The sequence below is a fragment of the Vallitalea pronyensis genome, assembly GCF_018141445.1.
GTDB classification, from domain to species: Bacteria; Bacillota; Clostridia; order Lachnospirales; family Vallitaleaceae; genus Vallitalea; species Vallitalea pronyensis.
The window spans coordinates 4,780,022-4,797,172 of record NZ_CP058649.1 but is presented as its reverse complement, the minus strand read 5'-3'; the positions used below and the strand labels follow the sequence as shown (position 1 = coordinate 4,797,172).

At 36.3% G+C, this 17,151-nt stretch carries 20 protein-coding genes; 9 read left to right on the top strand and 11 right to left on the bottom strand.

The genetic code is table 11. The features are described 5' to 3' along the window. Nucleotides 1-13: 13 nt before the first annotated feature. The 3 genes from HZI73_RS20000 to HZI73_RS19990 are packed head-to-tail and all read right to left on the bottom strand — an operon-like array spanning nt 14 to nt 2,284. Complete coding sequence (locus HZI73_RS20000) at nt 14-1,030, bottom strand: ABC-2 transporter permease (protein WP_212695132.1); 1,017 nt, start codon at nt 1,028-1,030, stop codon at nt 14-16. Further along, a complete protein-coding gene (locus HZI73_RS19995) occupies nt 1,020-1,901 on the bottom strand; it encodes an ABC transporter ATP-binding protein (RefSeq protein ID WP_212695131.1) in 882 nt (293 codons plus the stop codon). The genes HZI73_RS20000 and HZI73_RS19995 overlap by 11 nt, the downstream gene beginning before the upstream one ends. Beyond that, nucleotides 1,895-2,284, bottom strand: a complete 390-nt coding sequence (locus HZI73_RS19990; protein ID WP_212695130.1) for a GntR family transcriptional regulator — start codon at nt 2,282-2,284, stop codon at nt 1,895-1,897. The genes HZI73_RS19995 and HZI73_RS19990 overlap by 7 nt, the downstream gene beginning before the upstream one ends. A gap of 276 nt (nt 2,285-2,560) precedes the next feature. On the opposite strand from HZI73_RS19990, the gene HZI73_RS19985 reads away from it, so the two are divergent. Beyond that, nucleotides 2,561-3,043, top strand: a complete 483-nt coding sequence (locus HZI73_RS19985) for a hypothetical protein (protein ID WP_212695129.1) — start codon at nt 2,561-2,563, stop codon at nt 3,041-3,043. A gap of 53 nt (nt 3,044-3,096) precedes the next feature. On the opposite strand, the gene HZI73_RS19980 is transcribed toward HZI73_RS19985, so the two are convergent. The 5 genes from HZI73_RS19980 to HZI73_RS19960 form a co-directional block, all read right to left on the bottom strand. Continuing rightward, nucleotides 3,097-4,233: an ABC transporter permease gene (locus HZI73_RS19980; protein ID WP_212695128.1), complete on the bottom strand. Its 1,137-nt coding sequence runs from the start codon at nt 4,231-4,233 to the stop codon at nt 3,097-3,099. Then, complete coding sequence (locus HZI73_RS19975) at nt 4,226-5,143, bottom strand: ABC transporter permease (protein WP_212695127.1); 918 nt, start codon at nt 5,141-5,143, stop codon at nt 4,226-4,228. The genes HZI73_RS19980 and HZI73_RS19975 overlap by 8 nt, the downstream gene beginning before the upstream one ends. A gap of 11 nt (nt 5,144-5,154) precedes the next feature. Next, nucleotides 5,155-6,090: an ABC transporter ATP-binding protein gene (locus tag HZI73_RS19970; RefSeq protein WP_212695126.1), complete on the bottom strand. Its 936-nt coding sequence runs from the start codon at nt 6,088-6,090 to the stop codon at nt 5,155-5,157. Nucleotides 6,091-6,336: 246 nt separating this feature from the next. After that, the gene (locus tag HZI73_RS19965) at nt 6,337-6,969 is read right to left on the bottom strand and encodes a response regulator transcription factor (RefSeq protein WP_212695125.1); all 633 of its coding nucleotides are present in this window, start codon (nt 6,967-6,969) and stop codon (nt 6,337-6,339) included. Nucleotide 6,970: 1 nt separating this feature from the next. After that, nucleotides 6,971-8,107: a sensor histidine kinase gene (locus HZI73_RS19960; RefSeq protein ID WP_212695124.1), complete on the bottom strand. Its 1,137-nt coding sequence runs from the start codon at nt 8,105-8,107 to the stop codon at nt 6,971-6,973. Nucleotides 8,108-8,318: 211 nt separating this feature from the next. On the opposite strand from HZI73_RS19960, the gene HZI73_RS19955 reads away from it, so the two are divergent. From HZI73_RS19955 to HZI73_RS19935, 5 genes are all read left to right on the top strand, one after another. After that, a complete protein-coding gene (locus HZI73_RS19955; RefSeq protein WP_212695123.1) occupies nt 8,319-9,077 on the top strand; it encodes a tRNA threonylcarbamoyladenosine dehydratase in 759 nt (252 codons plus the stop codon). A gap of 209 nt (nt 9,078-9,286) precedes the next feature. Continuing rightward, nucleotides 9,287-9,601 carry a rhodanese-like domain-containing protein gene (locus HZI73_RS19950; RefSeq protein WP_212695122.1) on the top strand — a complete coding sequence of 105 codons (315 nt, stop codon included), beginning with the start codon at nt 9,287-9,289 and terminating at the stop codon, nt 9,599-9,601. Nucleotides 9,602-9,785: 184 nt separating this feature from the next. Further along, nucleotides 9,786-10,844, top strand: a complete 1,059-nt coding sequence (hydE, locus tag HZI73_RS19945) for a [FeFe] hydrogenase H-cluster radical SAM maturase HydE (RefSeq protein ID WP_330619604.1) — start codon at nt 9,786-9,788, stop codon at nt 10,842-10,844. A 40-nt stretch (nt 10,845-10,884) separates the two neighbouring features. Then, nucleotides 10,885-12,177, top strand: coding sequence for a glycosyl hydrolase family 18 protein (locus HZI73_RS19940; protein WP_212695121.1), 1,293 nt, complete (start codon nt 10,885-10,887; stop codon nt 12,175-12,177). A 472-nt stretch (nt 12,178-12,649) separates the two neighbouring features. Beyond that, entirely contained in the window at nt 12,650-13,303 is a 654-nt protein-coding gene (locus HZI73_RS19935; protein ID WP_212695120.1) for a hypothetical protein, read from the top strand. 93 nt (nt 13,304-13,396) lie between these two features. Here HZI73_RS19935 and HZI73_RS19930 read toward each other — a convergent pair whose 3' ends face one another. Next, the gene (locus HZI73_RS19930) at nt 13,397-14,017 is read right to left on the bottom strand and encodes a DUF4397 domain-containing protein (protein WP_212695119.1); all 621 of its coding nucleotides are present in this window, start codon (nt 14,015-14,017) and stop codon (nt 13,397-13,399) included. Between the two features lie 148 nt (nt 14,018-14,165). Here HZI73_RS19930 and HZI73_RS19925 point away from each other — a divergent pair, with 148 nt between their 5' ends. The 3 genes from HZI73_RS19925 to HZI73_RS19915 all read left to right on the top strand — a co-directional run bounded on the left by HZI73_RS19925 (nt 14,166) and on the right by HZI73_RS19915 (nt 15,718). Then, nucleotides 14,166-14,327: a hypothetical protein gene (locus tag HZI73_RS19925; RefSeq protein WP_212695118.1), complete on the top strand. Its 162-nt coding sequence runs from the start codon at nt 14,166-14,168 to the stop codon at nt 14,325-14,327. 87 nt (nt 14,328-14,414) lie between these two features. Further along, entirely contained in the window at nt 14,415-15,137 is a 723-nt protein-coding gene (locus HZI73_RS19920; protein WP_212695117.1) for an Ig-like domain-containing protein, read from the top strand. A 350-nt stretch (nt 15,138-15,487) separates the two neighbouring features. Continuing rightward, nucleotides 15,488-15,718 (top strand): hypothetical protein, encoded by a 231-nt coding sequence (locus tag HZI73_RS19915; RefSeq protein WP_212695116.1) that lies wholly within the window; start codon nt 15,488-15,490, stop codon nt 15,716-15,718. A gap of 149 nt (nt 15,719-15,867) precedes the next feature. Here the strand turns inward: HZI73_RS19915 and HZI73_RS19910 are convergent, their stop codons facing one another. Together HZI73_RS19910 and HZI73_RS19905 are read right to left on the bottom strand one after the other, a co-directional pair. Next, a complete protein-coding gene (locus tag HZI73_RS19910) occupies nt 15,868-16,266 on the bottom strand; it encodes a DUF2177 family protein (protein ID WP_212695115.1) in 399 nt (132 codons plus the stop codon). A gap of 84 nt (nt 16,267-16,350) precedes the next feature. Next, complete coding sequence (locus HZI73_RS19905) at nt 16,351-17,133, bottom strand: DUF1295 domain-containing protein (RefSeq protein WP_212695114.1); 783 nt, start codon at nt 17,131-17,133, stop codon at nt 16,351-16,353. Nucleotides 17,134-17,151 lie beyond the last annotated feature (18 nt).

Sequence of the window (17,151 nt, the reverse complement as noted above, 5' to 3'; positions counted from 1 at the left end):
TTGATTCATGTTATTATTTGGGCCGGTGGCTGAGTCTTTTCAAGAGTTTAATCAAGATAATAGAAAAGAGTAAGCCAACGGCAAAACCAAATATTAATAAAAACAAACTGCTGATACCAAAATAACGGAATGAGCTGGACATGCTCAAAATAACAGTCACTAATAAACTTGTGCATATAGAGAAGCAAACAACGAAGACTTTTTCCAAAGGCAGAAACATGGAAAATTGGCCATTTTTCTCAAATTGATTACGTGAATAAGCCAGGTATGTTATTTCTGTAAATACAATGCTCAAGAAGACAAGTAAAATAACTTTAAAAAGATAATCTCGATGAAAGCCGGCTATATAGTCAACAATGGTTAATTTTTGACCTAGATGATACAGGCTGTACGCTACCCCTCCAGTTAATTGATTAATTAACAGTTGAATCATGCCTAAGAACCCAATAGGGAAGATGAGCATAATTCCTGTAATCACTGCTGCGATAATCTGATTCCCCAAGAGGGATTGAAACATCATGGCCATTAAAAATATGGTCAGGTAGACAAGGAGTACCATTAAAAACCATTTGGCTAAATTAAATAGAATGTCAGGACTTCCAACCACGGTATTGTTGATGTACGTATAGTAGATACCTATGCCGAATAACAGTAAAAAAACATAAGGCATCAAAATGGATACAACGCCGGATACCAATTTCGTTACAATGATTTCTTGTCGGTTAAAAGGCATAGACGCCAACAAGGAATAAGAACCACTACGAGAATCATAAAAAAGTATAAAGGCTGTAAGGATAACAAAAGCTACATTAATGAGTGTATGACTTAAGTTCACATTTAGAAGATTAACTCTAAAAATATCCCATAATGTATAGGGGTCACTGACATGAGCAGTACCTTTCGTATGGGTATAGGCATAGAGATGGATATAAGCTGGAATAATCCTTACAGTAAACAGTATAAAAAAGAATAACAGGCTATTCCATTTCAAAGTTTTCCAATCTTTTAGAAATAAGGTTTTATTCACCATGTTCTATACCTCCTGTAGAATAAATAAACATATCTTCAAGACTTAAATCAATTTCTTCTATGAAATGCGTATTAACATCACGCATGGCTAGCTCAAACTTATCATTATCCTTGGTTACAAGATAATGGACACGCCCTTTTTGTTTATAACTAATGGTACCTTCTATGGACGAAAAATCTGTTGGTACATCTTCTTTTAATACAAACTGGTATTTTCGAATGTTTTTCTTCATGTTTTCTAAGGAGTTGGTGTATTCAATGGTACCTTCTTTTAGTATGCCGATAACATCACAGATACGTTCCACTTCGCTCAGGTTATGTGAGGCAATCAATATGGCAATTTGCCGTTCGCATACTTCAGTTAACAGCATATCCAGTACAGCTCGACGACTTGCAGGATCTAAACCAGAGGTGGGTTCATCCAAAATAAGCAAGTGTGGGTGAATGGATAGGGCCAGCATCAAAGATAGTTTTGTACGCATACCTTTTGATAATTTGCTAATAAGCATACGCTTATTAATCTTGAACAGTTCGTTCATCTGGCGAAACCGTTCAGGGTCAAAGGTAGGGTAACTATCATGAAATAAATTTATCATTGCTTGCACCGTATAAGTAGCATAAAAGTGATTGTAATCGGCAACGTAACCAATCTTTTCTTTAATAAACGTGTTGTCAAATATAGGCTGCTCATTAAATTCAATAATGCCTGCATCCATCTTGTAGATGCCTGTAATACATCGAAGCAGTGTGCTTTTACCGGAACCATTAGGACCAATGAGACCGAAGATAGACCCAGGTTGAATGGTAAACGTTATATTTCTTAATATGGTATTGTCATCGATAAGTTTATAAACACCTTGAACATTTAACATGAATGACTACCTCCAATTTCATTATAGATTGTCTCAATGATCCCAATGAGTTCTTGTTTTCCTATACCGATATAATGGGCTTCTACAACAATATTTTTTAGGTTATTTTTCATAATGTTAATTTTAGTCGCTTCTTTTGTAGGGTTATAGTCCATGGAAACATAAGTCCCTCTGCCTTTTAAGGTTTGAATGACCTTTTGACGCTCTAGTTCCATATAGGCTTTGCTTACGGTATTGGGGTTGACAATGAGATTCTTAGATAGTTGACGCACTGAGGGTAATTTATCGCCTGGAACTAACATGCCTTTTAAAATAGAAGTCTTAACTTCATTGATGATTTGCTCATAGATAGGCGTGCTGCTTCTTGGGTCAACGTTAATCATGTTGCCACCTCCATTTATGTAGGGTTGGTGTACTAAGTGTACTAGGTGTACTACTTGTTATAGTACAGTAATAGTATACGCTTCTTCACTGTTTTTGTAAAGGATGTTATCTAATTGTAATATTTTACCATTATTAGTAGAATAGAAGAGTCCTGTGATAGCCCATTTTATCAAAAACTAACATTATCTTTTAATTTTTTTGTGGACAAATATGCTATAATAATATAAAGGTAATATGTGATTAAACCACTTGTTGGTTTAACCAAGATAACTTCAATGAAATTCAATGTAAGAGAAGGTGATATTATGGGAAAAGTAACTTTATGTACAGATAAATACTTAGATGTTAAGCCCATTGTGGCGCTTCTAGAGACAGAATTTTATGATATTAAGTTATTTTATAAAACAGAATCCATTCGGGAACTCAAGCCCAAATATCTAAAATACATGACCATGGACAAGTCATTTAATGTCATTTACAGTTTAATTAAAACAAGAGAAACCATGGTGAAATCGTACTTTTTTAAGATTATGGATTGGCTATGCCATGATTATGCCATTGATATTAGCGATTATGCCAAGTACAAGGTGTGCGAAAAGACATTTTATTTTTCATATGAAGATATATTAATTGATCTAGAAAAAACAGGGATTCATTGTCCACATGATTTTGTAACATTGTTTTTATCCAAGGAAAACCACGATGCAATTTTGGACTACATATCTGCCAATGATGGACAAGCTCAAATGAATGCATAAACATCATCCTTAAAGGTAACACGCTATAAACCGAATACATGCCTTAAAACCCCTTAATCATTAAGGGGTTTTAAGCTATGTGTACCAAAGGTGGCAAAAGCCAGTCCAAACAGAAGGATAACACCTATATGCAGCAACACAGCATGAAGAGGTTCCCCACCTAAAATTTTAGTTAATGACGCCATGACCCATTTCTGAGGAACAATATAGGCAATCTTGTTAATCGTATCCGGCATCATGGAAGCAGGTATAAATGTACCTCCAAGGATTGACGTAGGAATAACCACTGTGGTGATGATGAGCAGAGGATTGAAATTGTTCTTAATAATACCTATTAACCCGATACCCAGTAAAGTAGTCATGATTAGGAATGCCAATAAGATGATGGCCATACCAATAAACACATTCCCCCAAGGTATTCCAAAGACTATTTTTAGTGTGATGAGTATGGGTATAAGCTGGAGCATACCAAGGGATAAGCTCCCTAATAGATTACCTGTGACAACTTCCCACTCTTTAACAGGATGGGAAAAGATCCGGGCTAAGGTTAATCTTTTTTTATCTTCTATAAGGGTATCCATGGTGATTAATATCAGCATCATCATAAAGATGGTGATAAAACCTATGGATATGAGGAGCCCTTCATAACCTACAGATGGTGTATCTGCTTCTAGGTCATCATTGGTAATAGGTGCATTGGCAGGCTTGGTATCTTCCATGCTGGTTAGGAAATGTGGTATGACGCTTGTATCTGCCAATTTGTCAATAACGTATAAACTGGTCATGTAGTGATTGGTTTCTGCCTTAAGTGCTTCATAAACAGGTATGGATTCAGTAGACTGAAGCGTTACGTTTCCCATCTGTGGTTCACTGATTCCCTGTGAAAAATCTTCTGGAATGTGTAGGGTCACATTAACTTTTTGCCCTTGAATAGTGGCTAAGTCTTTTTTACTCAGTTCAATAAAGTCTGCATTCACATGGCTTTTCAAATAATCTATAAGGGAAGCACCCATAACGCCATGGTCCAGGTTGACATAACCCACTTGTGAGACCCTTTTGGTCCCTTGCTCATCAATAAGCTTGGTCATCATACCGATTATGATAATCGGAAGCAGTATTAAGATGAGGAGTTGTTTTTTATGTCTAAAAGCTCTTTTTATGACATTTTCCGCAATACGTAAACTATTCATGAGAAGCTCTCCTATCATATAATGCTAGACTTATACTCCATAGAACCATAGCAACACCAAGCAGCACAACGAAATGAAGGATAATATCCTGTAATTTGCCACCAGCCATTAGGGTAGCAAGGGAGTCAAAAGCCCAATGATTAACGGTTAATTTGCTAACAAAACCCAATATGGGATAGCCCGTAAAGCCCCCACTGATAAAGGCCATAAACCACAGAATAATGGTAAGGGTTGCAGTAAGTGCTCCACTGGAGTGCATCACAATGGATAAAATGATACCTAAGCCATAAGCGATAAAAAGCAGTAGAAGGAGTATGAGGGTTATACCTAGATACTGATTGCCCCAATGCACATCAAAGACAACATGTGTGATGAAGATGATGCTAAGAGCTTGAAGTATAGCAATGATGCCATTACCGATTATTTTACCTAAAAGGTACTCACTTTTTTTTACGGGAAAGGCGTAAATTCTTTTTAATGTCTTATTCTTTCTGTCATCAATTAAGCTGGAACCAATGCCCATGCCAGAAGTCAAGGCAAAGAAGACGAACATACTGGCAGAGAAAAATTGAAAACTTGTAAGATGGTTATGATTAGTGCCCTCATGGATACGTTCCTCAATAATAAAGTCATGTTGATCCACTTCTTGTAGGGTATGGGTTATGGTCGATTCCTTTATGGTGTCATCATGTTCCTGAATGACTTCTGTGAGAATACGTTGGGTATGAGCAGGTAAAAGGTAGGAATCCTCCATGTTATTTTCCATTGTATTAAACGTATCCTTCATCACATTTCCCATAAGCAAGACCATTAAAAAGGGCATGATCAAAGTTAAAGCCAAAGCTACGGTATTTCGAACAGTTGTTAAGAGCTCCAGCCATGTAATGGTTAATAGCGTTCTCCAGTTCACTTATATTCCCCCTAATCCCTTAAAGTTCTGCCAGTTAACGACAAAAAAACGGTCTCAAGATCTGGTGACACCACCTGTGTCTCTTTAATCCGTACATCATGCTGTGACAAAATAGAAAAGATATCCTGCAAAATGATTTGTATATTTTCAGCAACAACCTCAAGGGTATTGTCATGGGTATCAACAGCTTTGATGCCTTGTAATTTTTTTAAATCTGAAAGTAAATTATAGTTAAGATTGGTACAGTTAATTCTAATTTTTTCTTGTTCGCTTACTATTTTTTTTAGTGTTTCTTTCGTACCAGAAGCAATGATACGACCATGGTCCATAATGGCGATTCTGGAGCATAGATTTTCCACTTCTTCCATGTAGTGGCTTGTATAGATGATGGTAGACCCCATTTGATTCAGCCGTTTGATTGCTTGTAAGATATTATATCTTGACTGAGGATCAATGCCCACAGTGGGTTCATCCATCAGTATAATTTTTGGGTGATGCACTAAGGCACATGCAATATTGAGTCTGCGTTTCATCCCACCTGAGAAATTTTTGGGGAAAGCATGGGCTTTTTCAGTCAGCCCAACAAATGCCAGAGCCTCATTGGTTCGTTCTTTTAACCGATGACCTTTAAGGCCTGAAAGTTTACCAAAAAATACAATATTTTCTCGGGCTGTCAGGGTATCATATAAGGCAATTTCTTGAGGGACTAAGCCTAGTCGTTTTTTAGCTTCCAAGGGATTTTGATGAAGGTGTATACCGTCAATAACAATATCCCCTCGGTCCATTTTTAGTAAACCACACAACATGTTAAGGGTTGTACTTTTCCCAGCTCCGTTAGGTCCAAGTAATCCAAAAATATCCCCTTTATTAATGTCTAAGCTCATATTATCCACAGCGATATGATGACCGTATCTTTTGGTGAGATCGTGAATTGTTACCAAAGCCATATGCAACATCCTTATACATGATATTTAGATTTGTAAAGGCAATCTATAAACCTTATGATGGTATGGATTGACAAGTAAGTCATTCCTTTAATCATTAAAAAACATAGCTTATGTCATAGTATACCAAAGTTTAGACGTAAGGGCTGGTATCATAAGTCATGATGTATCAGTACAAAAGTACTATTGGTTAAAGATTAGAAGAAATCATAGAAAAAAAAGTAGCTTAAGCTACTTCATAAGATTTTTTTATGTGCGGTTTTTTAAATAAAAAATGGCAATTTGGGTTCTGTCTCGTAGTTCTAATTTATTGAGGATACCCGAAATATAATTTTTTACGGTACTTTCTCCAAGATATAATTTATTAGCAATCTCTTTATTGGAATAACCTTCGCTTATGTGTTCAATGATTTCAATTTCTCTAGGGGTTAGCATATAATCCGAAAGATCTTTCCTCTCTTCTTTACGGAGCATGCCAGAAAGCTTATCGGTAATGTCTGGATGAATCAGCATGGTACCTGTATAGGCAAGTTTGATTTGTTCGCCAATTTTGGTAGAGGGTGTGTTTTTTAAAAGGTAGCCATTTGCACCATTTTTTAATGCTTGAAAGATATAGTCATCATCCTGAAAGGTGGTTAAGATAAGGATGTGTATATGCGGGAATGCTTGTTTAATTTTTTTGGTACCAACGATGCCATCACATACAGGCATGCGTATATCCATTAAGATCACATCAACGGTTACTTCCATACACAGTTTGTAGACGTCATCTCCATTGGAACAAACCCCAACCACTTGAATATCTTCGTCTAAGTCTAATATCATCTTAAGACTATCTCGTATTAAAGCATCATCATCTGCGATGGCAACTCGGATAGGCATATTACTCAACTTCCTTTCTAGGTATTGTCATATGAATGTGAAATCCTTTATCACCTGAAAAAGCAATGGTACCTCCTACAAGCTCCAATCGTTCTTCCATACCCTTTAAACCCAAACCCTTTTCTAGATTGGAACATCCCGTCCCATCATCGTCAATGGTCAGTTGAATATGCTGGCTGTTATAGTGCAGGAGAATGTGGATGTGCTCAACATGTCCATGGCGCACAGCGTTGGTTAACGCTTCCCGTATGTTTTTATAGAGTACAATTTCTATGTTGGGATGCAATGGGTACGTCATACCAGTGGTCTTGAATGCAATAGGAACACCCGTGTCTTTTTGAAATTTTTCAATAAGTGCGTTCAAAGCATGCATATGATTGGTGGTAATAGGATGCAGTTTCCGTACAGTCTGACTTACATTATCAATACTGTGACGAATATTTTGGTAGGCAGAGGACAGCATGTCTAATCCTTTTTCTTGATTTAATGGGATGATGTGCATGGTGGCATCCACTTGCATAAGGATACCTGTCAGATCATGACCAATCGAATCATGCAGTTCTCTTGATATTCTGTTTCGTTCCTCCAATTGGGAAATCTTTTTCACTTGTTTAGCGTAATTTAATAACCGAACTTTGGCAGATTCTAATTCATAGTTGTTTTTTCGTATCTGATCATAAAGTTCCTCTGTATTGATCCGTTTATCCAATTCCAGTCGAAGTTGACGCAGCAGTAGGCAAGTGATAAGAAAGAAAAACAGGGTGATGATGACCCATTCCATTGAGAATGAGCGGTATACGGTATATAAAAGTGCAGCAGCTATTAAAATCACCATATAATAGGATTCTTTTTTAAGACGTAAGGCAACATCGATTAATGTGGCGAATAAAACAAGGTGAACATAGCCAGGTGCAAGAGCATGAAGATACAACACTAGCAGCACTTCAAGACCTAAGGAGCATAAAAACAGACGGTTTTTAAACAACCTTATTCTTAGTTGTGCATTAATAAAAAGACATAATGAAAGAAATACTAAGGGTGGATATACGGAAACAGATGTGTTAAGTATCGTTCCGATAATGGGTCCCAGCAGCAATACATAACGGCATATGGTTAAATGGTTAAGGGGTTTTGACATAAGCACTTCTCCTTAACGGACATATTTTATGAACGTTTTGACATCATTATACATCATTTCATCCCACTAAACAATGATTAGCATTTTACCATAGAACGGGTTCATAAACTGCCTGTAGTGTTAGATGATTAAAGGATTGATTTTTCGATTTATTTACGATATGATGTCTTAGTAGTTGGAAGTGATTATAGGACTAGAATGAGGTGTTAGTATGCTACATGCATTTTCACGTACAGAAATGTTAATTGGTACAACAGGTTTAGAGCAGTTAAAAAGTAGTACGGTAGCTGTATTTGGTGTTGGTGGTGTAGGCACATATGCCATAGAAGGCTTAGTACGCAGTGGGTTAGGTCGAATTGTATTAATTGATGACGATGATATTTGTCTAACCAATGTGAACCGTCAGGTCCATGCCACAAGAAAAACAGTAGGGCAGGCAAAAGTAGCAGCCATGAAAGAAAGAATCCTTGCTATTAATCCCAAAACAGACGTGATTACCCATCAAGAACTCTATACGTCTATTAGTGCAGAACGTTTACTATTAGATGATTATGATTATGTGGTAGATGCCATTGATATGGTTTCAGCTAAGCTTGATCTCATAGAGCGTTGTAAAACCAGAGAGATACCCATTATTAGCAGTATGGGGGCTGGTAATAAGTTAAACCCTGCCATGTTTGAAGTAGCAGATATCTATGAGACAACGGTGTGTCCATTAGCTAAAGTTATGCGTAAAGAATTACGAAGCAGAGGCATCAAGGATTTAAAAGTTGTTTTTTCTAAGGAAAAACCTTTGAAACCTATTCAACTGGACAGCAATTGCAATACCAATTGCATCTGTACCAATAAAGACCGTACATGTGTAGAGCGAAGGCAGATTCCAGGCAGTGTAGCTTTTGTACCATCTGTGGTCGGTTTAATTATAGCATCGGAAGTGGTAAAAGATCTTGTAGGCATATCGAACGTTTAAGCGCATGACGTGATACAAATAAATAACATGGTATAACACAGGGCTATCTCACATAGGATAATGGGATAGCCCTTTGTATTGTAGAATGAATGGTTTGAAAAAACGATAAAACATTTGACATACACATAGCAGTCGCGTTATAATATCCATATATTTAAATATTACAATATATAGATATAGATGAATCGACTATAGAGAGGAAGATTAATATGTTAAACTTATTTACAAAAAAGTTTAAAAGTGTAACAGTGGCACAAGCAAAAGAGATGATGAAAAATAAAAATACCATGATTGTAGATGTAAGAGAACCTTATGAATATGCATCGGGTCATATCAAAGGGGCTAAATTGATACCCTTAGGTAGTTTACCTGATCAATTACAACAACTGGATGAAAACAAAGACATCATTCTTGTGTGTGCCAGTGGGGCAAGAAGTGGTCGAGCAGCATCTTTTCTTGGCAAGAGAGGATACCGTGTTCATAATCTTATGGGCGGCATGATGGGGTGGTCAAGGGGTGTGTGATAATCAATACAAAGTTAGAATAGGTTCTATTGAAATATCCGCCAGAATTTGTTAAACTATTAACGAGGGACGCGTAAAAGCAGCCCTTGTTAATCGTTTTTTTTGTTTTGCTATCGATACAAATAAGTTAAGGGATATGCTAACCTAACAGAAAAGAAAATTCTAATCTGAAAGGAGAAAAAGAGTGAATAAAGAAGGCATAAAAGCATTAATCGATGAACTGGATACCCATCATATATTATCAGGAGAAAATCTCTTAAGTCTGCTGGAGAATTTAGATGAAGAGAATAAGCAGTATTTACATACCAAAGCAAATCGTAACCGATTACAACACTATGATGACCGTGTCTACATGCGAGGACTTATAGAATTTACCAATTATTGTAAGCGTGATTGTATCTACTGTGGTATAAGAAAAAGTAACAAGGAAGCTGACCGGTATCGTCTGTCCAAAGATGAGATTCTTCATTGTTGTGATGTTGGGTATCAATTAGGCTATCGGACGTATGTATTACAAGGTGGTGAAGACCCCTATTATACCGATGATCGAGTAGTTGATATTGTCCGTTCTATTAAGGAAAAGTATAAAGATGTTGCAGTGACACTATCCATTGGTGAAAAAAGCTACGCAACCTATAAAAAATATTATGATGCAGGTGCTGACCGTTATCTATTACGCCACGAAACCCATTCAAGAACACTGTATGAGCGTTTACACCCTCATATGAGCTATGATAATCGTATACGATGTCTAGAGGATTTAAAAGCCATTGGTTTCCAAGTGGGAGCAGGTTTTATGGTGGGTTTACCCAGTCAGACCAACGGAGATTATGTAAAGGACTTGCTTTTTCTAAAGCAGTTAGAGCCCCATATGGTAGGTATTGGTCCTTTTATACCTCAGTCGGATACACCTCTTGCCCATGAAAAAGGCGGAACCGTTGAAAAGACGTGTATTTTATTATCCCTTGTCCGTTTGTTGCTACCCGAAGTTTTATTACCTGCAACAACTGCTTTAGGTTCCTTACATAGTAAGGGACGTGAGATGGGATTAAAATCAGGTGCTAACGTGGTGATGCCTAATCTATCGCCTACAAATGTACGAGAAAAATATGCCTTATATGATGGTAAAATCTGTACAGGCGATGAAGCGGCTCATTGTCGCAAGTGTATTGAAAATCGCATAGAAAAGTCAGGCTATCATGTGGATATGAGTCGTGGGGATCATGTAACGCGAGCCATGTAGATTGAATATAATTTACTAAAAGGTTAAAAGGAAGTCGTATATGCAGATATATACTGTCAGATCTGGTGATTCAATCAATGCCTTAGCTAGACGTTATGGTGTTACTCAGAATGCTATTGTTACGGCTAATCAATTAGATGCCCCTTCTAATTTAGTGGTTGGTCAAACGCTTGTTATTCCTACCGAAGGTACGGTTCATGTTATAAAACCTGGCGATAGTTTATATGGACTAAGCAGACAATATGGTGTTTCCGCTTCTGCTATACAGTTAGCTAACGGTATTACTAATCCCCTTGACCTTCAAGTAGGCATGAGCATCATCATACCTGATGAAGAAAAGTCTATTGTTGAAGTAGCCGCTTATGTTGATCCACTTATATCAGGTGATCAATCGGCTCGTTATGTAGAGGAAGTTGGAGATTACTTAACGTATGTGAATATTTTTAGTTATCATGTCAAGGAAGATGGTTCCATTGAACCCATTCAAAATGATGAACCCATTATCAATGCAGCCTATCAAAAAAGGGTAGCACCTTTAATGGTACTTACAAATTTTACAGAGGGACAATTCAGTAGAGAAGTTGCAACAGCCATACTTAGTGACGAAGCTATACAGGATAAGGTCTTGGATGAAGCCATTCGTATTATGAAACAAAAAGGTTATTTGGGATTGGATTTTGATTTTGAATATCTAGGCGCTGAAAATCGGATACCCTATGTTAATTTTTTAAAAAAAGCAAAAGCACGTCTGAAAGCAGAAGATGAACGTTATATTTTAACGGTTGCTCTAGCACCAAAGATTAGAGATGATCAGGTGGGCGTTCTCTATGAAGGCCATGATTATCAAGCCATAGGGGAAGTAGTTGACTTTATCTTCTTCATGACTTACGAGTGGGGATGGTCTGGAGGACCACCAAGGGCTGTTTCACCCCTTAATGAAGTCAGAAAAGTCATGGACTATGCCATGTCACGGGTACCGAGTGATAAAATTATGATGGGTATGCCCTTATACGGTTACGATTGGACGTTACCTTTTGTAAGAGGTGGTAAATTTGCAAAATCCATTGGTTTTGTGGACGCTGTTGATTTAGCCCGTAAGTATAATCAAAGCATCCAATACGATACAGTAGCTCAGTCACCATTTTTTAGATACAGGGACGAAGAAGGTAAAGAACATGAAGTATGGTTTGAGGATGCCAGAAGCTTACAAGCTAAGTTTAATTTGGTGAAAGAGTTGGGACTTAGAGGCTTCTTTTATTGGGTACTTGCAAGAGAAGCACCACAAAATTGGTTGTTAGTTGATAATAATTTTGTTGTCAATAAAATTATATAAAAGGTCTATAACAAAGGAGTCAGTTGCATTGGTGGTGCACTTGCCAAGTAGACAATCAAAAAAATAAACAGTATTTTCTGTCAGTAGGTTATGAACCACTGGCAGTTTTTTTAAGCTGCATGAAATATAGTGCGTGTTTTTCCATAGGTGTTAATACCAAGATGTCTTGAAGCTCTAATTATTATTATAATAAATATACCTTTTAACAATGATGTAAGAGAATTTAATTCATATATTGAAGTTATAATAAAAATAGCGATAAATACCTATATTTGCTAATATAATAGTGTTTTATAATATATTTAGTAGCTATAGTTAATCTTTAATTATGTTGATTGATTTTTTTAAGTCAATTGGAAATGACCTAGTTCCATACTACCTTAAAGGAGCTTGGAATATTTATTCAAAGTAATACTTATCATCATACTAACTATTTTAATCATTATTGTAAAGAAGATTGAAAGGAAAAATCATGAAAAATCAAAAATCACAACGCTATATTATCTTTCTTTTACTTGCTGTTGCTACTGCTTCTATACTTTTTTTTATCTTGAGGAATAGAGAAAATATGTATGATGACATCATTGAGGCTGATCTCTTAGCAAGTATTACCTCAAATGAAGGTTTCAAATTTCGTGATTGTCCTTGGTTAGCTTCACCAGAAACGCTTCAAGATTCTAATTTAGTACCCAAAATCGAACCAGTAACGGTTGGTATTCGGGGTAATCAAAGCATCATAATCCCTAAATATTCAATTAAGTTTACAGAATTAGACAGTACAGCTAGAGTAGAATATATGTTTGATAAAGATAGATTTTATAGAGGTACATATGTGTTCCAGTTTGAAAGATACGATGAATATGAAAGAGTCACTAAATTAGTCTTAAAAATGATCATTAATAAATATGGTGAATCACCAATTCGAAGTAATATTAACGAATTTTTTAGTGGGAGTTTAGATTCAGATGGCAAATCTTGGCGTTCTGAAGAAGATGGTAGTTTCATTAAAGTTTCTAATTTTCCAACGACAGAAGGTGAATTAGCGGTAGATTCTGATTCCGGTTATTATTACTTGGGAATCAGTGTCTATTACAAGATGGCAGGTTTTGATGAGTATAATAGTTGACTTTTTTCTAAAAAGAGGCTGTTGCATTAACAGGAATTTCTTCTGCTAATGCAACGGCCTCTTCATTACATGTTTTATAACGTTCTGATGGACTTAGGTTTCAATATACGTATTGCCATCTAGTGGAATAAGCAGTTGAATATAAGGTTCATTTTCTCCTACTAAACCAATGGCATACAACGAATAAAAGGCATCAGGACGTAAACGTATATTAGGTACATACAAGATGGCTTCATCTGAACCAGAGGGTTTAAGATTTACCGTATATGTCTTTGGTGATAGGACTCTATAACTGGATACACCTTTGTAGGGTACGGTGTTAAAGAGTGTTGTACCTTCTTCAGCTACAACGTCTAAAGGTGTTGAATTGGGTGAGAGATTCACAAATCTTAATTTACTTTCGTCGGATCTTAAAGGCTCAATAGGGTCTTCAATTTCATAGAGTTCCACGTTAGGTGCTTCGCCAATTACCGCAAAGGTTGCTATATATTTTTCTGGGATCATAACCTCTTCACTAATGAGTGCATCATTAGCATCATCGGCTAAATAAACTTCGATCAAATGCGAGCCTGGTGTTATAGGTAGATAAGGTGTAAATTCTCCATAAGATAATTCATCAGCCAAAATATTATCCTCATCAGAATAGATATCTACGGGAGGTGCTTTTGGAGACGCATGCAGTAGCCTAATGTAAGATGTTGGTTTATCGTACACAAAGTCACCACCTAATTATTAAGTTAATATAATATATGACCATCTGGGACAAAGGGTTACTATAAAAGCTTGATAAAAAAGTTGAAATGTCTATTACAAGAATGGTATAATGACAGAGTATTTACTGTAAGAGAAAGGAGATAGACATATGCTACAATATGATGATAAATTATATAAGAAGGTAAGTGCGTCAGGTAAGGCAGGCATTGCCCTTGGTGTTATAACCATTGTAACAGGAGTAGCTATTGGTATTATTTCTATTGTCTTTGGTGGCATACTCCTCAATGCTCGTCATAAATTAATTGACTAGAACCTTTATGAAATTCTTAAACAAACACTACAACTTATAATCTGTATTCGCATATAATAGTATTAAGTTGCTAGTAGGGGTGAGAATTTGAGTACTAAAATTAAGGTTCATAATTATAGTATGGTTATGAAACAGGGTTCGAGAATGGATGGACGTATTCTCATTAAAAATATATCAAGAGATCAGATTCAGTGTTCATTTGATAAAGAACCAGAACATGGTAAAGCGGAATTAACCACCAATGGTTATTGGTCTTATGTGCCTACTAAAGATTTTGTTGGGCAGGAACAGTTTCGTATAAAAGTAATGATTACAGATGTTGGTGAAAAATACTCCACCATTACCATAGATGTAGAGGAACAGGAACTCAGCACCAAGATATCCAAGTTTCTACAGTTTGAAGAGAGACTTATGATTGAAAATTATGAAGATGAAATTGTTGAAATAAGTCATATTGCCATCATAACAACCATTAAAAAGCAGGAACAGATTAACAATCATTTTAACCATACATCCAAGTTGAAATTAGAAGGTTCAATAAAATATGTGATTTATTGTGAAGTAGGGCTTGTTCCAGCTGAGAAAAGGTCTTTTTGGATGGATGAAAGTATACATGAAGGTGACTTTATAGCAGAAAAACAAGTACAAGTGGAGAAGGAGATTCCATTTGAAACAGAGATGGAATTAGGCGATTACGTTGTAGATGATGATGTAGAGATTCTAAGCGAAATAAAATATCAAAGCTTCCGTTTGATTAATTATGATGAAGTGCATCATTATTGTGCCGTTGAACTCTATATCGATAAATAATAGACATACATACTGTAGATGAAGTGGTCTGTATGACAGCTTTTTGAAAAGCGCTTAGTTCTAACCATAGGAAAAAACCAAGAATTGTTATCGCGTCGTATACGATAAGATTCTTGGTTTGAAGTAGTCGTGTAGAAATCAGCGTTTTTCAATGCGCTGAAGTAAGGTACAGTATTCACTGTACCTTACTTACAATTCTGAGGAGGATTTTGCTTGACAAGTTTTACTTGTCCGTCTAATTGACTAGCAATTAAGTCTAATATATGTTGTCCTAATTTAATATATGTACTTGTCTATATATGTGTTACAGTTTATATAAAATTAATGGATAAATTTTTTGAGGTGAACACATGCAACAAAGAAAATTAGAAGGGTTGTTGTCCATTGTGTTAGGAAGCTTAGGATTAATCTTATGGTTACTGCCTATTGCAGGAATCGGTGTCAGTATTCTTGGCTTAACATTGGGCATCATAGCTTATGGGTCCTATAATAAATATTTAGGTATTTCAGGTATTATGATTAACGTCATTGTTCTTCTACTCATCATTATAAGAAGTGGTTTAGTGGCTTTATTGACCTAAAAGATGCTTAAGTCACTAGAAAATGATAGCGATTAAACGATATAAGATATTGTGGTTTTCACAGTAACAAATAACATTTGCTCTCTTATAACATAAGGAAAGAGGTTAAGCTAAAGCTTAACCTCTTATATTTTTTTGTAAACACATGATTAGCTTATTCTTTTTACGATAAGATAGCTCAGTAGTGTGGTTAGACCACCCAGAGTCGTTCCCCAAGCCAAGTCGATGATGGTAATGGCTAGTGGCCAGTCTTTTAAGGTGGCAAGGTTTGTTAAATCATAAGTAGCATAGGTAATTAACCCAAAAAACATACCAAGGAATAAGGCATGCTGCCAGCTATTTTTCTCAAGGGCTGGATTAAGGGCAAAGACCAATAAACCTACAATATAGAGTAGATAGAATAAAATAGCCGCTACCCAATTAACATGGGTTTTCATGATAAATCCTATCTGACTGCGATATAACTTTTTAGCCACAAAGCCCAACCATACCAGGTCAATGGACATGAAGACTAAAAAAGTGATAACATACGTTTTTATCATTTGCATAAAAAATACCTCCAATCTTTTCATAGACAATCATGTATGGCGTTATATGTCACCCACAAAGAGGGGGTATTGTATAGAATACCCCTAAATGGATGTTTTGGTTTTTTTGGGAAACCAAGGTATAAAAATATTTGTCTGTTGTGTATAGGCAATGAAGTCAGGTCGACCGGCATATTTTTTTTCAAGTAATGGTACACCGGATACAAAACGAAGGAAAAAGGTAATGGTGATTGGACTGATAATCATGATGAGGGGTTGTTCAATGGATAGCCCTATGATGAAGATGCCCCACCACATGACAGCCTCTCCAAAGTAATTAGGATGTCTTGTGTATTGCCATAGTCCTTTGTTCATGATTTTCCCTTTGTTAGCAGGGTTCTTCTTGAATTGTTTCAACTGATAATCGCCTACCACTTCAAAAGCATAACCCATAACCCATACAGCTAAACCTATGTAATCAAGAGCTGTGGTTGTGGAATTCTGAGATTGATTAATCATGATAATGGGTAAACCAATAATGTACATAAGTGCCATTTGAAGAAAATACACGTTGAAGAAAGCTTTTATATAGGCATATCTGGTTCCCCATCTTTTTCGCATATTAACGTATCGATAATCTTCCGGTTTCCCAATGTTTCGACGTGCTAGATGATAAGTGAGTCGAAGTCCCCATAATGCAACTAAAACCGTTATAATGGTGCTTCTAAAGGTATATGTCCCTCCTAATGCATACATAAACCCAGCTAAAATCACAAAACCCAAGCCCCATCCAATGTCTACGATAGAATTATTCTTGATGATCTGGCCAATGATAAAAAAGATTAAGAAATAGGCCAGTAAAATGATAAATGCTTGTAAATAAATCATGGTAACACCTCCTAATTT